13 protein-coding genes are annotated in these 20224 nt (G+C 40.8%); 5 read left to right on the top strand and 8 right to left on the bottom strand.

Annotated elements, in window-relative coordinates; genetic code table 11:
• Positions 1-305 precede the first annotated feature (305 nt).
• Together ACM0OT_RS06520 and ACM0OT_RS06515 are read left to right on the top strand one after the other, a co-directional pair.
• Entirely contained in the window at positions 306-1295 is a 990-nt protein-coding gene (locus tag ACM0OT_RS06520; protein ID WP_414563584.1) for a terpene synthase family protein, read from the top strand.
• A 31-nt stretch (positions 1296-1326) separates the two neighbouring features.
• A complete protein-coding gene (locus tag ACM0OT_RS06515; protein WP_414563583.1) occupies positions 1327-2715 on the top strand; it encodes a cytochrome P450 in 1389 nt (462 codons plus the stop codon).
• 120 nt (positions 2716-2835) lie between these two features.
• Here ACM0OT_RS06515 and ACM0OT_RS06510 read toward each other — a convergent pair whose 3' ends face one another.
• The 5 genes from ACM0OT_RS06510 to ACM0OT_RS06490 all read right to left on the bottom strand — a co-directional run bounded on the left by ACM0OT_RS06510 (position 2836) and on the right by ACM0OT_RS06490 (position 13629).
• A complete protein-coding gene (locus ACM0OT_RS06510; protein ID WP_414563703.1) occupies positions 2836-8460 on the bottom strand; it encodes a protein kinase domain-containing protein in 5625 nt (1874 codons plus the stop codon).
• A gap of 97 nt (positions 8461-8557) precedes the next feature.
• Positions 8558-9280 (bottom strand): 4'-phosphopantetheinyl transferase HetI, encoded by a 723-nt coding sequence (gene hetI / locus ACM0OT_RS06505; RefSeq protein WP_414563582.1) that lies wholly within the window; start codon positions 9278-9280, stop codon positions 8558-8560.
• A 356-nt stretch (positions 9281-9636) separates the two neighbouring features.
• On the bottom strand, positions 9637-10851 hold the full coding sequence (locus tag ACM0OT_RS06500; RefSeq protein ID WP_414563581.1) for a hypothetical protein: 1215 nt from the start codon (positions 10849-10851) through the stop codon (positions 9637-9639).
• 64 nt (positions 10852-10915) lie between these two features.
• Positions 10916-11596, bottom strand: coding sequence for a hypothetical protein (locus ACM0OT_RS06495; RefSeq protein WP_414563580.1), 681 nt, complete (start codon positions 11594-11596; stop codon positions 10916-10918).
• Positions 11597-12612: 1016 nt separating this feature from the next.
• Positions 12613-13629 (bottom strand): sulfate/molybdate ABC transporter ATP-binding protein, encoded by a 1017-nt coding sequence (locus ACM0OT_RS06490; protein WP_414563579.1) that lies wholly within the window; start codon positions 13627-13629, stop codon positions 12613-12615.
• A gap of 286 nt (positions 13630-13915) precedes the next feature.
• Between ACM0OT_RS06490 and chlP the strand changes: the two genes are divergently transcribed.
• Positions 13916-15136, top strand: coding sequence for a geranylgeranyl reductase (chlP, locus tag ACM0OT_RS06485; RefSeq protein ID WP_414563578.1), 1221 nt, complete (start codon positions 13916-13918; stop codon positions 15134-15136).
• 152 nt (positions 15137-15288) lie between these two features.
• Positions 15289-15903 (top strand): Uma2 family endonuclease, encoded by a 615-nt coding sequence (locus ACM0OT_RS06480; protein WP_414563577.1) that lies wholly within the window; start codon positions 15289-15291, stop codon positions 15901-15903.
• 90 nt (positions 15904-15993) lie between these two features.
• Here the strand turns inward: ACM0OT_RS06480 and ACM0OT_RS06475 are convergent, their stop codons facing one another.
• The 3 genes from ACM0OT_RS06475 to ACM0OT_RS06465 all read right to left on the bottom strand — a co-directional run bounded on the left by ACM0OT_RS06475 (position 15994) and on the right by ACM0OT_RS06465 (position 19723).
• On the bottom strand, positions 15994-17112 hold the full coding sequence (locus ACM0OT_RS06475) for an ABC transporter permease (RefSeq protein ID WP_414563576.1): 1119 nt from the start codon (positions 17110-17112) through the stop codon (positions 15994-15996).
• Positions 17113-17179: 67 nt separating this feature from the next.
• Positions 17180-18055, bottom strand: coding sequence for an Npun_R2479 family HD domain-containing metalloprotein (locus ACM0OT_RS06470; protein WP_414563575.1), 876 nt, complete (start codon positions 18053-18055; stop codon positions 17180-17182).
• Between the two features lie 468 nt (positions 18056-18523).
• Positions 18524-19723, bottom strand: a complete 1200-nt coding sequence (locus ACM0OT_RS06465) for an RNA-guided endonuclease InsQ/TnpB family protein (RefSeq protein ID WP_414563574.1) — start codon at positions 19721-19723, stop codon at positions 18524-18526.
• A gap of 86 nt (positions 19724-19809) precedes the next feature.
• Between ACM0OT_RS06465 and tnpA the strand changes: the two genes are divergently transcribed.
• A complete protein-coding gene (tnpA, locus tag ACM0OT_RS06460; RefSeq protein WP_414563573.1) occupies positions 19810-20205 on the top strand; it encodes an IS200/IS605 family transposase in 396 nt (131 codons plus the stop codon).
• Positions 20206-20224: the final 19 nt, after the last annotated feature.

Genomic DNA, 20224 nt, shown 5'->3' with positions numbered 1-20224 from the left:
TTATTTTATAAAGTATTTTCTTGTAAATATTTTTTGCATTGTCTATTTGTGTAAAACGTTTAATTATTTCTTCCCAAGTTAATTCATCTAAAAGCATACATTCTCGAAGAAACTAGTTTCTTTAAATCTGCAATATTTTTACACACTTTTGGCAGATTTAAAAAAATTATTTCTCCGTCATATTTTGTTGTTTGAAATTGCATGACAGATAGTTGTGGCTACAACTCAAATGTTGTATTGCCATATTTTTAGCTATCAATTTTCAGGTTTGATATTGCTTAATTTCATAAGTCACTGGAGTATTCATGAAAAACCTTGTCTTGCCCGAATTATACTGTCCATTTCCATCTCAAATTAGTAAGTATGCAGATGTTCTAGAAGATTATGCTTTTGAATGGGTACTGCGCTTTGATCTGTTGGAAAATGAATCAGTTTATCAGCGTTTCAGTAAGGCAAAATTTGCTTGGCTGGCCGCAAGTACTTATCCTGAGTGTCAACTTGAAGAACTGAAGATTGCAACTGACTGGTTGAGTTGGTTGTTTATTTGGGATGATCAATGGGATATGTCGGATTTAGGCAAAAGACCTGAATTGCTGAAAGTTTATTACAGAAGATTTCTGGAAATATTTAACGGAGCAGAACTGACGAGCAAGGATATTCCCCTAACTCATGCCTTAAGTGATATCCGCAAGAGAATGCTGCAAACAGGAAGTGCAAAATTATTGCATCGTGTTGTTTACAGTTTTGAAGACTTCTTTTATGGATGTGTATTGGAAACAACTAACCGCGCTCAGGGAAATATACCTGATGTTGAAACTTATATTGAGCTACGTAAGTTAAGTGTGGCAGGAGACTTGATTATCTTATGGATTGAATTGTTCAATCAATTGAACATTCCCGATGTTTTACGCAAACACAATAGCGTCAAGAAAATTCAAGAGATGACAATTAACATTCTGGCATGGTGTAATGATATCTTTTCTGCACCCAGAGAAATGGCAAGTGGTGATGTTCATAATCTAGTACTGGTACTGCATTATCAACAAAAACTTCCTTGGGAACAAGCAATTCATCGTGCTGCCGAAATGCATGATCAAGAATTAAGAGCATTATTGAACTTAGAAGCTTCTCTTCCTTCTTTTGGTGAAGAAGTAGATGGTCAACTAGCAAAATATATATCAGGAATGCATAGTTGGATACGTGGCAACTTGGATTGGTCTGCTCGTTCTGGCCGCTATCAATCTACTGAAAGATTGGATTTAGCTGTTGGTATTACTCCAAAAATAAACGTATAAAGACAGTAAATTTTGCAAGGAAAAATGTCAAATGCAACTACCTAATCGCCTTAAAGCCCCTCGTTTTATCCAGAATATCCAATGGGTGGTTGACCCTATGGGATTTATGGAGAGTGCAGCTCAGAAATATCCTGATCTTTTTACTGCTGAGATAATTGGTTTTGGGAACACCGTAGTATTTGTGAATAATCCCCAAGTAATGCAAAAGATTTTAACTAGCGAGAAAAAAAAATTTGCAGACATTGGGGACAATAACAGATTTTTGCAACCGCTACTAGGGGAGTATTCTCTTGTCATGTTGGGAGGCGATCGCCACAAAAAACGGCGACAACTGTTAATACCCTCATTTCATGGAGAACGGATGCGAACTTATGGTGATCTAATTAGTGATCTCACCGAAAAAGTTTTTAATCAATTCCCGACTGACCAACCCTTTGCGGCTATTAAACCTCTACAAGAAATTTCTTTCCAAGTAATTGCAAAAGTTATCTTTGGCTTGTACGAGGGAGAACGTTATCAACGACTCCAAGAGCTATGGTTGTCGTTGTTGGATTTTTTTCGCTCACCTCTAACTGCGGGTTTTCTTTTATTACCTCCTCTCCAAAAAGATTTAGGTGTCTGGAGTCCTTGGGGAAAGTTTATTCGCCAACAACAGGAAGTAAATGAATTGCTTTGTGCCGAAATTACTGAACGCCGTTCTCAACCAAATTCAGATCGCATCGATATCCTATCAATGCTGATGTCAGCTAAGGATGAATCTGGAGAAGGTATGAGTGATGAAGAGTTGCGTGATGAAATGAAAACTTTGCTGTTTGCAGGTTATGAAAGCACGTCAACCGTCATGTCTTGGGGATTGTATTGGATTCATCGCCAGCCAGAAGTTCGGAAAAAACTCCTGGAAGAATTAGATAGCCTTGGTGATTCCCCTGACCCCATGAGCATTTTCCGGCTACCTTATCTCACAGCTGTTTGTAATGAAACCCTGCGGATTCATCCGGTTGTGATGCTGACGTTTCCCACAATAGTGCGAGAGCCAGTGGAATTACTAGGTCATACATTAGAGCCAGGTACGTCAATTGTTGGTTGCATGTATCTGATGCATCAGCGAGAAGATTTGTATCCCCAACCCAAGGAATTCAAGCCAGAACGCTTTCTAGAAAAACAATTTTCTCCTTATGAATTTATGCCCTTTGGTGCTATCAGGCGCTGTGTTGGCGAAGCTTTAGCTATGTATGAAATCAAGCTGGTTTTCGCCAAAATCTTGTCTAATTATCAACTTGAACTAGCCGATCGCAAACCAGAACGACCTGAACGCCAAGCGGTGACACTAGCACCTGCTAATGGCGTAAAAATGGTAATGACAGGTAGGCGTACGCGTCCGGAGTCTCCAGTAAATATGGCAACTGCACACACCGCTTAAGGTTAATTCGTGCATTTTAATTTGCTGGGGAGTAGGGAGAGGGAAAATGAGGGAGATGAGGACATGTCCAACTTTTTGCTTTACTCTAACTACTGCTTCGCCAACTTCAAAAGCAATTGATTATTTTTGCATTGGTATTTCAATGACAAACTCAGTCCCCTTTCCAGGAGTCGAATTACAAGTTAACTGACCTTTGTGTTTATCTACAACAACTTGATAGCTAATTGATAACCCCAATCCTGTCCCACTACCTATGGGTTTAGTGGTAAAAAATGGGTCAAAAATTTTCTGGCAGACCTGGGCATTCATCCCATAACCGTTATCACCAATGCGAATCCTCAAGGTATTGGCTTCTCCTCGCTCAGTGCTGATGTGAATCTGTGGTTTGTCAGTTATTTTTTGATTCACTATTGATTCTTCTAAAGCATCAATAGCATTACTGAGGATATTCATAAATACCTGATTGAGTTGGCCAGCGTAACAATTTACTTGGGGTAGCTCTGCATATTGTTTAATCACTGCAATTTCTGAGCGATCGCTCTTTTCTTTGAGTCGATGCTGCAAAATCATTAAGGTGTTATCAATGCCTTCATGAATATCTACAGGCTTCATTTCTGATTCATCGAGGCGAGAGAAATTACGTAAACCCAAAACTATATTCCGGATGCGTGAACTCCCGACTTTCATAGAATTGAGAATCTTCGGCAGGTCTTGTGCGAGAAAATCGACATCAATTTCTGCGGCTTTTTCTTCAATTATGTCTGAGGTATCAGGATATTCTTGTTGATAGAGAACAATTAAATCTAGCAAATCTTGGACATAATCACTAGCATGATTAATATTGCCATGAATAAAATTGATGGGGTTATTGATTTCATGAGCCACTCCTGCCACCATTTCCCCTAAAGAGGACATTTTCTCACTTTGAATTAATCGAGTTTGGGTACTTTGTAATTCTAGGAGTGCTTGTTGCAAGCGTTGATTGTTTTCGTTGATTTCTTGGGTTCTCTGCTCTACTTTTTCTTCTAAATTGTGGTTGTATTCCTCTAAAGTTTGATTGGCGCTGGCTAAATTTGTGTAAAGCAAAGAATTTTCTAGGGAGATCGCCGCTTGGGTAGTCAACAGCTTCAAAACTTCGACGCGATCGCGGGTAAATGCTCCTGTCGTCAGGTTATTCTCTAAATAAAGAATACCTAACAATTTACCTTGATTAATCACCGGAACACACAACAAACTCTTGGGTTGCTCACGCACAATGTAGCGATCGCCTGTGAGAAAAGCCACGGTTTTGACATCATCAATCACGAAAATTTCTTTGGTACGTTTGATGTAGTTAATTAAAGTTATGGGAACATCAGTACTAGATTCTAGTTGAGTGGATGGAAACTCTGTGGAGATACAATCCAAATTGGCGCTAGAACTAACTGCGGTTACAGTTAAATTTAAATGATCACCTTCACTCAAAATCAGCACGCACTTAGAAGCGCCAGCATTTTCCATTACAACTGCCATTAAGGTGGAAAGTAGTTGCTCCAACTCAATTGCTCCAGATAATGCTTGGGAGGCTTTAATGACAGATGCCAAGTCCAGCATATCGGAAACGCTGCTTTGAGAAGCGTTAGAGCTAATGACAGTTTCGTTAGTACTGGGGATAGATTGAGATATGCTGATATCGGTAATCTGACTATTACTGGCTGAGAGTTTCAATTTTTCTGGCTGAAGAATAGGCGCAAGTAATTGGGGATAGTTGGTTTGTAAGTGTTCCGCTTTGGCTAATGCTCCCCAGTGAATATACCCATAGTAAGCATGATTCATATAAAGTTGGGCAATTTTGTCTTTGCCCCATTGAAAATAAAATTTAGCAGCTAATTCATTAGCTAACGCCTCTTCGTTGAGATATTTGTTTTCTTTGGCTAGAGAAATAGCGCGTTCATAATTATCCATTGCTGCTAAATTTTCCCCAAAAAGTCGCTGCCTTTCAGCCTCCACAAGATAATATTTGTGCAAGAAATTCATGGGGGAATGATTTGCCCAGTGCAGCATTTTTTCTTGATTAACTTGCACTCTTGCTAGTATATTTTTTTGCTGCTCATCTGTTGCATCTGCATAAATTGCCAGATGTGCCAAAGAATCATAAAAATGGAAAATAGGCACAACCAGTTGTCCTGCACCACCATCTAAATACTTTTCTGCCAACACACCATTTTCCACAGCTTCAGAGAAATCTTCAAATAGATAACATAGAAATAATTTACTGACATATAAATGAAACAGTCCCATGATATCGTTACCTTGGATGTGAATCGGCAGCATTTTTTCTTCATCGTAGGCTTCGCCGACTAAACGACAAGGATTTTCCGCCGAATCTACCAAGTTCAAGATATTTTGCCGATAGATTTCATGCCAATAAAATGCTGTTTGTTGTTTAATTTGACAGATGGCATGGCTATAATTTGCTACTTCTTGTTGCAAACCTGCCAGTTTTTTACCGATATAATATGTACCATAAGTGTAATTAAACAATGCATAGGCAGCATGTTCTAAATCTCCTGTTTCTAATCCAGCAGCGTAAGCATCTAATAGAGGTTGAAAATTTTCTCTGGCATGTTCCTTCCAATGTCGGATAGCTGAATTAAATACCACTACGGTTTTAGCGGTAAATTTTTCCGTATTCTGCTTAATCAATAGATTTAAAGCCAAGTTACCAAATTCATAACCAGACTCAATGTTTCCCAGCGAACAGAGTAGAAACCCATAGCTAACATAGACATATGCAGACAACGGCATATTGCCATATTGGATTGATAAGTTGATTTGTTTGAGAATAATCAACAAAAACAGATGAGGATTAGTCTGATAGGCTAAAGAACTGACACTGGATAAGATAGGCATAATTGCCATTGTTTGGACTGCTGTCATTTCTGGCAAGTCAATAAAATCCTCAATGCGCCTACCTGTGAGATTTGATGTTGTTTCTGCCATTGCTAGCTGTACATCTGACTCGCTGGCATTTTCGGGAAACTCTACCCCCAATAACTTTAAAAATGATAGTCCAATATTGACTGCTGCTAATGCTTGATTTTGCGCTCCATAAGCCTGAATTTTAATTTCATAAAGTTTCACTTTCTCGAACAGAGATTGCACCTTTTGTAGTGCTACCTCTGTTAATTTTTCCATTTGCTGAAAATTTCCCGCTAAGTATGCCGCCTCTGCTGCTATTTCATAGAAAGTTAGGGTAAACTCATATTGTGTTTCCCAGCTATCATCTGTCAGTAGTTTAATTCCTGTAGTGAAATACTTGAGTGCAGTCGGATAAGCTGTGGATGCCAAAGCCTTACGTCCAGCCAGCAAATTCATCTCAGCTAATTGAAGGCGATCGCTTGATAGGTTAATTAAAGGAATTGCAATATTAAACTGATTTACTAGTTCAAAAATTATTTCTTCTCTTTCAATAACTGAGGTATTTTTTAACAGTAATTGTCCTATTTTTAGGTGAATTAACTGTTTTTCTCGTTTGGGAATTAGAGAATAAGCCGCTTGCTGTACCCTGTCATGAATAAAACTATACTTAGGTAATTGGGAGTTGCCATGTGTAGATTCTTTTTCTTCCAAGTATTTTGTTGTTTCTGGACTTTCTTTGCCGACTAATTTGTAGGATTCATTTTGTGGTATTACTAACCCTTCAACCAAGGCAGTCCATAAATCTGAAGCTGTATCGACTGTAGATTTATCATAAATCATTGCCAGGGTTTTTAGGTCAAATTGATTACCAATACAGGCTGCTAATTTCAGGACATCTTGAGTTGGTGTTGGCAACTTCATGAGTCGAGTTGTCATAAATTCCACCACATCATCTGTCAGAGCTAATGCCTGAATATTTCCTAAGTCGTACTGCCAAGATCCTAAATCAAAATTAAATTCAAATATACCATCCTTGTATAAAGCCTTGAGAAATTCATGAGTAAAAAAAGGATTGCCTTTGGTTTTGGCAAAGATAATTCTAGTCAGAGCGAACTGACAAGTCAGCGCTTGCGCTATCGCCTGTTTTTCTGGGCAGCGTAAAGTATCAGCAATCAAGCAGTTTAAATCACTTTCCGTTAAGGGTGTTAAAGTGATGGTGTTAACCGCAGCTTTGGTATTTTTCAACTCTTCAATTGTCAAATACAGTGGATGTCCTTCGGCTACTTCGTTATCCCGATATGCACCAATTATGAGCAGACTTTTATCACTTGTATACCCAGAAGATAAAGCCATGTTTTGCGGGGCTTTATTGGTTTCGTTCATTAATAGTTGCATTAATGTTAACGAAGCCGCATCTGCCCATTGCAAGTCATCCAAAAATATTACTAAGGGATGTTCTCTCGTCATGAAAACATGGATGAATCTCTGCAATAATAAATTGAAGCGATTTTCGGCGGCACTACCAGTAAGTTCTATTATTTCTGGTTGCTGACCGATAATTAATTCCAATTCAGGAATCACATCAATAATTACCTGGCCTTGTTCACCCAATGCCAATAATATTTGATTTTTCCACTGTTGAATTTGCTGATCTGTTTCTAAAAGAATTTGCCCAATTAAGTCCCGAAAAGCTTGTACAAATCCGCAAAAGGGAATATCTCGTTGAAATTGATCATATTTTCCCTTAATAAAGTAGCTACGTTCCCGGACAATGGGTTTGTGAATCTCGTTGACTACAGCCGTTTTACCAATGCCAGAGAATCCAGCTACCAATATCATTTCTGTGGTACCGTTACTAACACGTGCAAAAGTAGCCAATAAATTTTCTACTTGGCTTTGGCGACCATAGAGTTTTTCTGGAATCAAAAAACGGTTGGAAATATCTTTTTGGGCTAATTCAAAGTTTGTAATTTTTCCTGTTTGTTGCCATTGTTGACGGCATTCTTCTAGGTCATGTCTGAGTCCGTGGGCGCTCTGATAGCGGTCTTCCGCATTTTTGGCCATCAACTTGCTAATAATGGCAGATAATACTGACGGAATGTTCGAGTTAACTTGGCTAGCTGTTGGCGCATGTTTGGCAATGTGACAGTAAACTAACTCTATGGGGTCTGCGGTAACAAAAGGCAATTCTCCCGTTAGCAGTTCAAACAAGGTGACACCCAAAGAATAAAAGTCACTGCGGTAATCGATACCTCTGTTCATCCGTCCCGTTTGTTCGGGGGAAATATAAGCTAATGTGCCTTCTAAAACGTTGGGATTAGTCAGGAATTGAATTTCTCTAGGTAACAGGGTGGCAATACTGAAATCTATCAGTCTGACTTCAAAGGTGGTAGGGTGAATAATAATATTGGCAGGTTTAATGTCTTTGTGGATGATGCGATCGCGATGCAGTCCCTCTAGAGTCGATGCTATTTCTGTGGCGATGTGAAAAAACTCTTGTAGGGTGATAGCATTTCCATTTTGGTGCTTTTTCGCCTGTTGCCAATCTTTGAGGGAGATACCACCACAGTCTTCCATGACCAATGCATAGCTGTTGCCGTAGTTTTCTAAACTCAAGGGTTTGATGATGCCAGGTAGGTTGAGGTTTTGAGTAATAGTGTACTGATTACGGAACTGAGAAATTTCACTGAATGTAGGGTATTCATTCCGCAGCAGTTTAATGATAACGCCTTTTTGGTCTTGTTCTCTGATGCCTCGATAAACTAAGGTTTTGCTACCAGAATATATTTGCTCGGTAATGGAATATCCCGGAATGGTCAAAATTATGTTGGATAACGCTAACATTACAGCAATGCTCACAGGTATGATTTGCTTTAGTATTCCCTGTTGACTAATACCAAATATCACAAAGGATTATTCTTGGTTCCTGTGGCCAAATATGTTATTGCTGATATGGAAAAGCTGAATATTGCCAGCATTGCAACGAACAATCAAAACCTGCGACCACAACAGCAGCCAGATAATTTTCAGTAGGCGTTAACTCAAAGAGACTCCAATCTTCAGCTGTTTGCAACTTGGCAGGTTCGCTAATATTTAGCATGACTTCAATTTGTTCTAACTGGGCGAGTCCTTCCCCAGTGGCTTTTAAATACGCTTCTTTACAAGTCCAATAACGGAAAAATATTTCTTGCTGTTGATGACCACACAGCGATCGCACTACGTCATATTCTCTGGGTAAAAAGAACCTTTGGGCCAGGGTTTCAATATCAGACATGGGGCGGATACATTCTAAATCTACGCCAATGGGTCGATGATAATTCACTGCACACAAGGCTAATCCCTGGGAATGAGACAAGTTAAAAGCGATGCCACTATTACTTAAGTTAGGAGCTAATACTGGTTTACCACGGGGTTGATAATCAAACTTGACTTGTTGTGGCTCCATACCCAAGTAGCTCCCCAAGATACTCCGCAGACTACCACGACCGGCAATAAAACGCCGCCGATGCTCCGGAAAATAAAAGCGGTTAGCACGAGTGATTTCGTCACTAGAGAGGGTTGCGAGTAAATTTTGTAATTGTGGTTCTGGTACATCCAGGTCAATTCGCCAAACATGAACATCATTCGGCAATAAAGTTAAATCTGCTGGTACAGGTAGCCACATGGAATCATGTATGTCACGTTAATTTGGCATTTTGGCACACTTAATTTTAAAAGGATAGATACACTGTGTAAGTGGGATACATTTCATGTGCAAAGTACTAAAGATTGAAATCCCTCGACTAGTTACCGAGGGATTTTTTATCCACTTTTGTTGAGGCCATAAGCCCGGAGAGCATGACTAGAGCCTCCGGCACGCTACCGCGGTAAGCGCAGCTATGCCCGCTAGGGCTTTATGCCTATCGCAGCTTGATCAGCTAGTGGGCATGAATAATTAAACTATGCCAAATAATAGCAGCCGACTTACTGATCAAGTGATGAGTCTAGAAGATTTGACTTTTGACTTTCAAGGTAGCGGTACTAGCCTCTAGCCCCTAGCCTCTGTTTGTAATTGAGTGTACCCAATACTATAGTCAACAGCAATAAAGCTTTGAGCGCTGACGGTTCTGGTACTTCTCTGACTTGGGGTGGCACAAAAGTATTGCTTGTAGGTGATTCTCCTCCATTATCGACGGCAATTAAGGGGGGCAAAGTATCGGGTATCGCTTCGACAGGAGTAGGTGGTTGGCTAGAAGAACTATCTCCTTCCAGAAGTAAGAATAGAGCCATAAGAGGAATTAAACCATAAAGCCACCCATAATTACCCCCTGAAGGCAATACAACTTCATTCAAAAAAGGTACATCTAGAGCAACCGTCATCTCTTCTCCTACCGGTAGTGGATTTTCACTGACAATAGCTGTACCAGGCAATGTTGGTAATTCTGGTTGATCTGTGAGTGGAACGTCAACTATTTTCCGCCCATACCAACCGTCATCTCTAACGCCCGGTGAGTAAGGAAAGGAAAGTAGTCTCAACACGCTTTGTCTGAGTCCTCTCTCGTCACCTATATTTAATGCGCGTAACCCTTGAGAAATGTTAGATAAGTAAAATTCGGTCATATCTGGAGGTAAATCCAGAGAAGTAACCTGCTGTTCTAGGTTAGGAATTTTGGCTACTTCTTCTAAGAGAACGCGCCCGTAAGAGTATTTCAAGTCCAACAAACCATCACGAGGGCTAATTTCTCTCCCTCTTGATAGGGGTGACCAAGCAAAATTCCGGGTGACATCTGCAAGACCAGTTACAGGATTACGACTTACAGATTGACCCAACACATACCGATGTCCATCCAAAATTGAAGGGTCTTCATTCCGCCAAAATGAGGCGTAGGGAATTGTCGGTAATCGAGGATTGTTATTATAAAAAGCCGCAAAGTTACGGTAGTTATCTTGACCACCAGTAGCTCGCATCAATAAGTCATAGTAGTTAGCACCATGAGATTGATTGATGATTTGTTCAACTACTGTTCCTGTTTTGTTACAGCCCAAACCATCACCCAGACTACAGTCTGGCATAACTCGCATCTGGCGCAGATTCTGATTATTCTGACGTTGGTACTCTAAATACTGCGACTCTTGTCCTTTAGGAATAGAATCACGCTGGTTCACACGTAGCTGTGCTGTGGCTGATTCACCTATTGTCAGCACCACCACCAAAGACGAAAAGAAGATTGCAATATTTTTAAACGTTGACTTCAACAAGATACACCTCAACAAAACCACACAGAACGCTTACCGAACATCATGAAAAACTGAGCATTGCTTAACGATTAAGTTTTAATCTCTCTCTCACAGAGGGTTGTAATCTCCTGGGCGTTGCTCCAGTATTTAAGTTTTCAGGTGCTTGAATATTGATGGTGATAGCCGAGCCTTTGAGATCTCCTGTAGAGAGTGTTTGGTACAAAACTAATGCTCGGTTGGGTTGGTCAAAGAAAAACCCCCGCCGGGAAGCTTGTATTTTGCCTTCTTTTACCAGATCTACAAAGGTTTCTAAATATCTGCGGACACTTTGACGGTTCTCTTGACTGGTATTCATGTGACGCTCAACCAGCTTCATAAAAAAGTCAATACTTTGATATTCCTGTCCTTCAATGAAGTTACCGCCATCTAGAAAAGAACTGGCTATCAGCTGTCCGTTCATCTCTTGAACCTTAAATAAGGTGTAATAGCGTTCTTCTCTTTTGGGGTCGTTTACATAACAGACCCACGCACCATCTTGGCTTTGTGTAAAACCTTCCTGAGCGAGATAGGACAGTAAGGAGTTACTTGGCTTATTTGGTAGTGGTGGTAATAAATCTGCAACTGGATCTACAGAGCAAAGCCTCTGGTTTGTTCTTGGTTGAAGAGTCGTCGGGGCCTCTTTGGCAATGGCCACATAAGACATTGCTATCAGTGCCAAGACTTGCAACACGAAGGCGCTAGACCAGTGAATAAATATCTTCATCTTGTTTTCCTCCATTTTTAGGGTCAGTAAGCAATAATACTGATTTTTGTAAGTATTGACTGAGATTCATATCATAAATAAAAAGTAACAATTGCTTTGTTTATTTTTAGCGGTTATCACGCACTATTATTTACACAAACAGTAAAATTTTCATGAATTGTAAAGGGAATGCAACACTCTAAGTTTTTTACACTCTTGCATTGCTTGAGTTCCCAATGCCACTCTTCTATCAATTGATTTTGCGATCGCTACTCATAATTGATCCTTGTATTTCAACCAATTTATACCCGTCTGAACTGGAGGCAGAGATTAATTGAACTGATGTTAACTAGAGTGTTACTTTTAGTAACATTACTGAGATCAGAATCTATTTGATGGTGTGATTTTGTAGTCTTAGATATTACATGTTATCTAAGTATTAGCTATTGATTACTCATCAGTACCTGGGGATAAGCCTTACTCTGGTTGCAACTAGGATGAATAGTTCAAAATATATCTTCACCCGCACGAGAAATTCAGCGTTGCTAACACTAGCAAGCTATGTGGCTGATTGATATTTTGCGTATCTATACAACAGAAGCTTTGACGGCTTCGGTTAATATGATGCTATTGACTATTTCTTGATCAAAAATTCACATATAGCTTTTTGCTGTATGCCTTAATTGATCAACTTCCATACTCGGATAAATTATGTCTGCTTTACTCTCTAAAGCTTGTGTGAGTTTTTGTGCCTGTATTGAATAACTCACTATATTTTTGGCCATCGGTAGTGCATCCATGTATGTTTTTAGTCCAGTCTGTTATTTGATGGATGTAAAGACTTAACTTTACATAGCGGTGATATTACCATCAAGGACAAACCAGAAAAATGGTGTGTGTACAACTTTCAAAATTGAACACTGTGAATCTTTTAGGTGATTGCTAAAACTTTGCAACTCAAATTTTTTGTCAACGCATTCTTTGACAACCAATATCAATTTTGCTGAATATCGGTGGAAATCAGCGCCATGAAACAGCTAAATGGAATAATACAAAGGAAAAGATTTTGCATCTTTGGGCTTCACATACACCCGTTGCTGTGGTTCTAACTGTAACTCGTTAAAGCGATCGCGTGTTAAATGTGCTGCCACTACTTGCCCATCATCCAAAGTTAATTCCACCTGAACTTCCCAACCCAAATGTATCAACCGACTCACTATAGCCGGGGTAGTAGTACCATTAGCTTGTCTTTCAATCAGCACATCTTGCGGACGCAAAAATATTTGGGGATTTGGGGAATCGAAACCACTGCCTTGAAAAATCCTAGAGGTGTTGGGCAAAACGTTCACAGGTCCGATAAAGCTCATGACAAATGCTGATGCCGGGTTGTCGTAAATTTCTGCCGGTGTCCCCATTTGTTCTACACGTCCTTTATTCATGACTACGACCTGATCAGAAACTTCCATTGCTTCTTCTTGGTCGTGGGTGACAAAAACAGTGGTAACATGTACTTCATCATGGAGGCGGCGTAACCATGCCCGCAAATCTTTACGGACTTTAGCATCAAGTGCGCCAAATGGCTCATCTAGCAATAATACGTTAGGTTCTACAGCCAGGGCCCTAGCTAATGCTATCCGTTGTCTTTGACCACCAGAAAGTTGTGATGGGTAGCGATCGCCTAACCCACTCAATTGCACCAACTCTAGTAACTGATCTACCTTTCCCTTAATCTTTTTTTTGGGTGCCTTGCGAATTTCTAAACCAAAGGCAATATTCTGCCGGACATTGAGATGCTTAAATAGGGCATAGTGTTGAAACACAAATCCAATATTTCGCTCTTGGACGCTTTGATATGTAGCATCTTTGCCAGTAAGTAAAATTTTGCCGCTATCTGGCATCTCTAAACCAGAAATTAACCGCAGCAACGTGGACTTACCAGATCCCGATGGCCCCAATAAGGCAACTAATGAACCACTTTTGATTTCGAGATTGACCTCATCAACAGCCTTAAAGCTCCCGAAATTTTTGGATACATTTTCAACTACTATGCCCACTGCTGCTATTCCTCTGCAACTCTATCTACGGCTTTTCGCTAGGGTTACCGTGCTTTATATATACCATACATTAATATCTTTTGAGTTAATTCAAATTAGACATTTATTTTCTCGGACTAAGGAAGACAACTTGACTTCACGGCGGTACTAGTACCCATTTTTGTATCGAAACATTAAGGAATGTTGCATTTAAGTCAAAACCTGAAGGTAGAGCGCGAAAACAGCCAAAACTCCGTGGTACTATGCTTTCGGTAAATGTTTTTATCAAAAAATTGGGAGAAGACCTTTGACACTACGGGTTGCTGTTGTTGGGTCAGGCCCTGCTGGTTCATCTGCCGCTGAAACACTGGCAAAGGCTGGAATTGAAACCTACCTGTTTGAGCGGAAACTGGACAATGCAAAGCCCTGTGGGGGTGCTATTCCCCTATGTATGGTGGGTGAATTTGACCTACCCCCAGAGATTATTGACCGTCAAGTACGGAAGATGAAAATGATTTCGCCTTCCAATCGTGAAGTTGATATTAATCTGGTAAACAAAGAAGAATATATAGGAATGTGCCGCCGTGAGGTGCTGGATGGTTTCATGCGCGATCGCGCGGCAAAACTAGGAGCAAATTTAATTAATGCCACTGTTCATAAACTAGATATACCCACAAACAACACCGATCCTTATACAATTCACTACGTTGACCATACAGACGGCGGCGCACAGGGTATTACTAAAACCCTAAAAGTGGATTTAATTATTGGGGCGGATGGGGCTAATTCCCGAATTGCCAAAGAAATGGATGCTGGGGATTATAACTATGCGATCGCCTTCCAAGAGCGCATACGCCTCCCCGAAGACAAAATGGCATATTATAACAACCTGGCCGAAATGTACGTTGGTAACGACGTTTCTACCGACTTCTACGCCTGGGTATTCCCCAAATATGACCACGTAGCCGTGGGTACTGGCACAATGCACGTCAACAAAGCCAGTATTAAACAGTTACAAGCTGGCATCCGTTCCCGTGCTTCCGAAAAGCTAGCAGGCGGTAAAATCATCAAAGTAGAAGCTCATCCCATTCCCGAACATCCTCGTCCCCGGCGTGTTGTCGGACGAATTGCTTTGGTAGGAGATGCGGCTGGCTACGTCACCAAGTCTTCTGGTGAAGGTATTTACTTTGCTGCTAAATCTGGGCGCATGTGTGCCGAAACCATTGTCGAAATGTCTAACAGTGGTGCGCGCATTCCCACAGAAAAGGAACTCAAGATTTATTTGAAGCGTTGGGATAAAAAATACGGACTCACCTATAAGGTGCTGGACATTCTGCAAAGTGTGTTCTACCGTTCCGACGCTACCCGCGAAGCGTTTGTAGAAATGTGTGGTGATATGGATGTCCAAAAGCTAACATTTGATAGCTATCTATATAAGACAGTTGTCCCCGCCAACCCCATCACCCAACTAAAAATTACTGCCAAAACTCTTGGTAGCTTAATTCGCGGTAACGCTTTAGCACCCTAATCACAACATAAATTAGGGTAAAACTTGGAGGAGATGGGGAATAGATGCATTTATTCCTTGTCTCCTCTAAATTTTTGCCATGAGACACGCTATATACTTTGATTTAGTAATGCCAAAATTGTTATTAAACAAGCAATTGCGGAAACAATATCATGTTTCAACCTTTAGTTGAGCCTATAACTTTTACAGAATTTCTGGAGTGGAAACCAGAAAATGGTAGATATGAATTACATAAAGGAATCATAGTCGAAATGCAGCCGACAGGAGACCCTGAATTGGTTAGAGCATTTCTGATTAGAGAACTCAACTTTGAAATTCGCAGATTAAATCTTGCTTATTCAATTCCTAGCCAAGCATTGGTTAAAGCAGTAGATAAAAAATCTGGTTACATTCCCGATGTATTAGTATTAAATATCCCTAACTTAGTTAATGAACCACTTTGGAAAAAATCATCTACTGTTGTTCAAGCAGAATCAATTCCATTAATAGCGGAAGTTGTCAGTACTAACTGGCGTGATGACTATTTTCTCAAATTTGGTGAGTATGAAGAAATTGGTATTCCTGAATATTGGATTGTCGACTATGCTGCTCTTGGCGGAAAGCGGTTTATTGGCAACCCTAAACAACCAACAATATCAGTTTATAGTTTAGTTGAAGGAGAGTATCAAATCACTCAGTTTCGTGGCAATGACCGCATTCAATCACTCGCTTTCCCACAGCTAAATTTGACTGCTGAACAAGTTTTTCAAGCTGCTTTGGAGAGATAATCAACAGTTTGCTGTTTTTTACCTCTTTCCTCGCCTCATAAGAATGACTGTTGGGAGGTAGGTAGAACCTCCATTAAAATCAAGTTTTACCTATCTTCGCAAACTGCGGGGGTCGAGGGCATCTCTTAAACCATCACCCAATAAATTAAAAGCCAACACAGTCAGAATAATTAACGCCGCTGGGGGCCAAATTAACCAAGGTTGCAGCACCAAAATCGAAGCATTGGTAGCTAAAGAAAGCATATTACCCCAAGAAGGATCTGGTTGTTGAATTCCCAAACCAATGAGACTTAATACAGCTTCCGCACCAATAAAGCCGGGAACCGCTAAGGTAGCAGAGATAATCACATAAGTGGCAGTTTGGGGCAAAATATGGCGGAGAATAATATAAATTGGCTTACCACCCATTGCTCTTGCTGCTTGGACAAATTCTCGCTCTTTAATTGAGAGTACCTGTCCACGAATTACCCGTGCTAACCCAGCCCAACTAATCACCGAAGTAATCACCACAATCAGTAAAAAGCGTTGGGTACTAGTTAAGCCAGGTGGTAACACCGCACCTAAGGTTACCAATAGATATATCCCAGGAAAAGTCATCAGCACTTCGGCAAAGCGCATAATCACGCTGTCAGTCCAACCTCCAAAATAGCCGGAAATACCACCGATAATTAAACCTAGGGGGAAAGTAATCAACACCCCGATAATCCCAATAAACATACTAATACGACCACCATGCACCAAACGGCTGAATTGATCGCGGCTTTGGTCGTCAGTACCTAAGATATTGAATTGAGCTTCACCAGTGCTGCCAAACAAATGCCAATTTAAAGGTATACCGGGAAAAATAGTTACTTCATTCCAGGTCGGAGGTAGAGGTAAACTAAACTGAAACAGTCGGTATTCAGGCCCAGAGACAAATAAACGCAGAGGCGAGGGTTTTTGAAAGTTTACAATAAGTTGGCGATCGCCTGTTTCTAAATCAGTATCTCCCTGGGTTGTCGGATAAATATGCGGCCCGATAAAGTTTCCTGATTGTTGAGATACCCAATAAACCCGAGTTGGTGGCAACAGTGAAGCATTTGGCTGTGAAGCAAGAGGGTTGTACGGGGCGACGAAATCAGCCGCAATTACCGCCACATAGAAAATTAACAGCACAATTGCCCCAAATCGCGCCAAAGGATTTTTCTGAAGTCTTTGCCACCAATTCATAGTTATTTGTCCCTTGTCATCAGTCTTTTGTGATTAGTCATTCGATAAATAAACTAATGACTAATATCTAAGCATGTCTTTGCTCTACTAAATATAGATGTTCTTCTTGGCTTTTTTCATGTTCTACCACAAAAACATTCGAGTAGAGATTAGCCAGAATTTGTTTACCCTGTTGTGTCAAAGACAAATAATGCAGTCCATCTTTAATATAGGGATGTACGCCATGCCAGTAAAACTTAGCGTAATTCTTGCGTAAATCGGCAGGTGTTTCGTAACCCAAAACTTTATTCATCCCCGTTTCTTCAAACTCATAGAATAAAGAAGTGATTTTCTTTAAGTAACGTGGGTCACTTAGTTGCCCAATCAAATCCGCTGCACGGACTAAGCCAGCAAAGCTAGTGGTATCTTGATGATCTTCTGCTACAGGCACAGGAAACCGAGTCCATTCAATATTACTTTTTATGACATCAGCGTCGATTAACTTGTGACCACCAAAACGCTCATCAATGAAAAGTTTAGCTCTATCAACATGATAAGGAGTGAGACTAGCATCAGATGCCCCTGGATGCAAAGAAATCATTCTGCCGTTTTGTCCTGTAGCATACAAACCTGCTGCTTCTTTGTCTTGGCGACAAACTCCTTTGACGTAGCCAATATCATGACATACCAAGGAAATAATAAAGTGCAACCAGTCTTCACTAGAAACACCACCTTCCCGGATGTGTTTACCGCGTAAAATTTCCTGTCCTACCAGGGCAACTAAAACGGAATGCTCAACATTGTGATATAGAGCATCGCTATTGGCAATGTTTTCCAACGCCATATTCCCAGCCCAAGCGATGATATCTTGATAATCATTTTTTAAGCAGCCGTATGTGCGACTGTAACCATCTCGAATTTGCTTAACAAAGGCATCAATTAAAATTTCAGTGGCATTGAACATATTGTTGGCTCAGATAGATAAGATTTATTTATGTAATGTCGTCAAAATTGCATCATCATGTTTGCCCTGACTAGATTGGAGACAATGCAGATTTATCCTTTGTAACTTAAGTATCGGTATGGGTGCTAGTTACCTTTATACTTGCTCATAATCATAGGCCATGCTTTCGTGAACTACTTACGCCGTAAGCTGCACCTGTCTCAGTATTTCATACTCATCTACTATGTAGCGGTGATCTGAATACACAAGATTTGTGACTTCAATATAAACCGCGTGTGCCTTCGCAAAAGATGCTATTATAGTTGTTAAACTTATTTTAGTTAAGAATTCTTGCGGGTGTAATTCAGTGGTAGAATTTGACATCCTCACCGGGCTGAAGCCTCGGTGATTCCAATCTAATCAAACAGACTTAACCCTTCGGGTTCGCCACTTTGCCATCGACGCAAAGCGCCAAGACGGCAAGTGGACTCACTGAATGAATTCTTGGCGGGTTGACGCTTCGCAGGATGCTGCTACTTTTGTCGTAGTCTGACGCTTTCCTCCACGTCCGTTTTGAGCCTCCGAATATCCTCCGGCGGCTTTAATATTAGTCGCGGCGTTCACGTCCCTATCGTGTGTAGATTCGCAATTTAAACAAATCCATTCACGAATTGAAAGGTCGAGCTTACCGCCTCTAAATCCACAGCATGAGCAAGCTTGGCTCGTTGGTTCCCATCTGTTGATAATGCGAAATTCGCGCCCGTATTTTTCGGCTTTACCTTCCAAAAATGTTCTAAACTGTCTCCACCCTAAATCGCTAATTGCTCTGGAAAGTTTACGGTTTTTGAGCATTCCTGAAACATTTAAATCTTCTAAGATAATCGCTTGATTTTCACGAATTAACCTAGTAGATAACTTGTGTAAAAAGTCTGTTCTAGTGTCCTTAAGTTTGGCTTGTAGTTTAGCTTTGCGTTTACGCGCTACTTCGTATCGTTTTGACCCTCTTGTTTTGCGAGATAAGTTTTTGCTGAGTCGCCGCAGTCTCCCAATACGCTTTTTTAACGGTTTTGGTGCGTCTACCTTTTCGCCAGTGCTGAGAGTTGCAAAAGTTGTTATACCTAAATCTACTCCAACAGCATTGTTTAGCGACGGCAAGGGCGAGGACTGAATTTCTACTACAAAGCTAGCAAAGTACCGCCCCGCAGCATCTTTGACAACAGTTACAGATGATGGCTCGGCAGGTAGCTGCCTTGACCAAACAACTTCTACTTGCCCAATCTTGGCAAGATAAACCGATGTTTGGCATACTTTGAAACCACCCTTCCGAAAACGAGCAGACTGAGCAGCGCGACGCTTTTTCAACTTGGGAGGTCGAGCAGGTTTACCTTTGCGCTCCTTCCTGCATGATTTAAAGAAGTTTTGATATGCCTGTTCTAAGTCGTTTAGAGATTGCTGTAAGGGGATGTTTGATACTTCAGATAACCACTCCCTTTCAACTGTTTTCTTGGCTTGAGTGATGAACAGCTTTTGCAAGTCTGCACATGAAGGCTTTTTATTGCCACCAAGATATTCAGTCTTGCAATGAGCAAGCGCGTCGTTCCACACCACACGAACGCACCCAAACAACTTGCTTAATAGCAGCTGCTGGGCATCAGTCGGATAGATTCGGTAACGATAACGTGCTTTCATAGTGAGTCCAGTGCGGTCTTGGGGTTTCCCCAAGTAGAGCAACTGGCGAACCCGAAGGGTAAAATTATACCATTTGGTCTACCACTATGAATAAAGAATATGGACGCGGTAAACACAGCGTTACATCGCTTAAGTCTCATTTGGTCTTTGTTACTAAATACCGTAAAAAGATATTTGATGCCGAACGTCTGGATGTCTTAATCCAAGCATTTGAGGGAGTAGCAAAGAAGATGGATTTTAGTATTCTTGAGGTTAACGGGGAAGGCGACCACGTTCACTTGCTGGTTGATTATCCACCTAGGTACTCTGTATCTCAGCTGGTGAACCACCTTAAAGGCGTATCATCAAGGCTTTACCGCAAGCAGTTTGCAGACTCTCCCCACGCTGAACACCTTTGGAGTCCTTCTTATTTTGCTTGTTCTGTAGGTGGCGCACCTATTGAAGTTCTAAAAGAATACATCCAAAATCAAAAGTCGCCCTAGAAGGGCGAGGCTTGAATCC

Origin of the sequence: Anabaena sp. CCY 9613, from assembly GCF_963920895.1 — a bacterium.
Lineage (GTDB): Bacteria > Cyanobacteriota > Cyanobacteriia > Cyanobacteriales > Nostocaceae > Cyanocohniella.
Note: the sequence above shows the minus strand (reverse complement) of the source record. Positions and strands in the feature narration are given on the sequence as shown.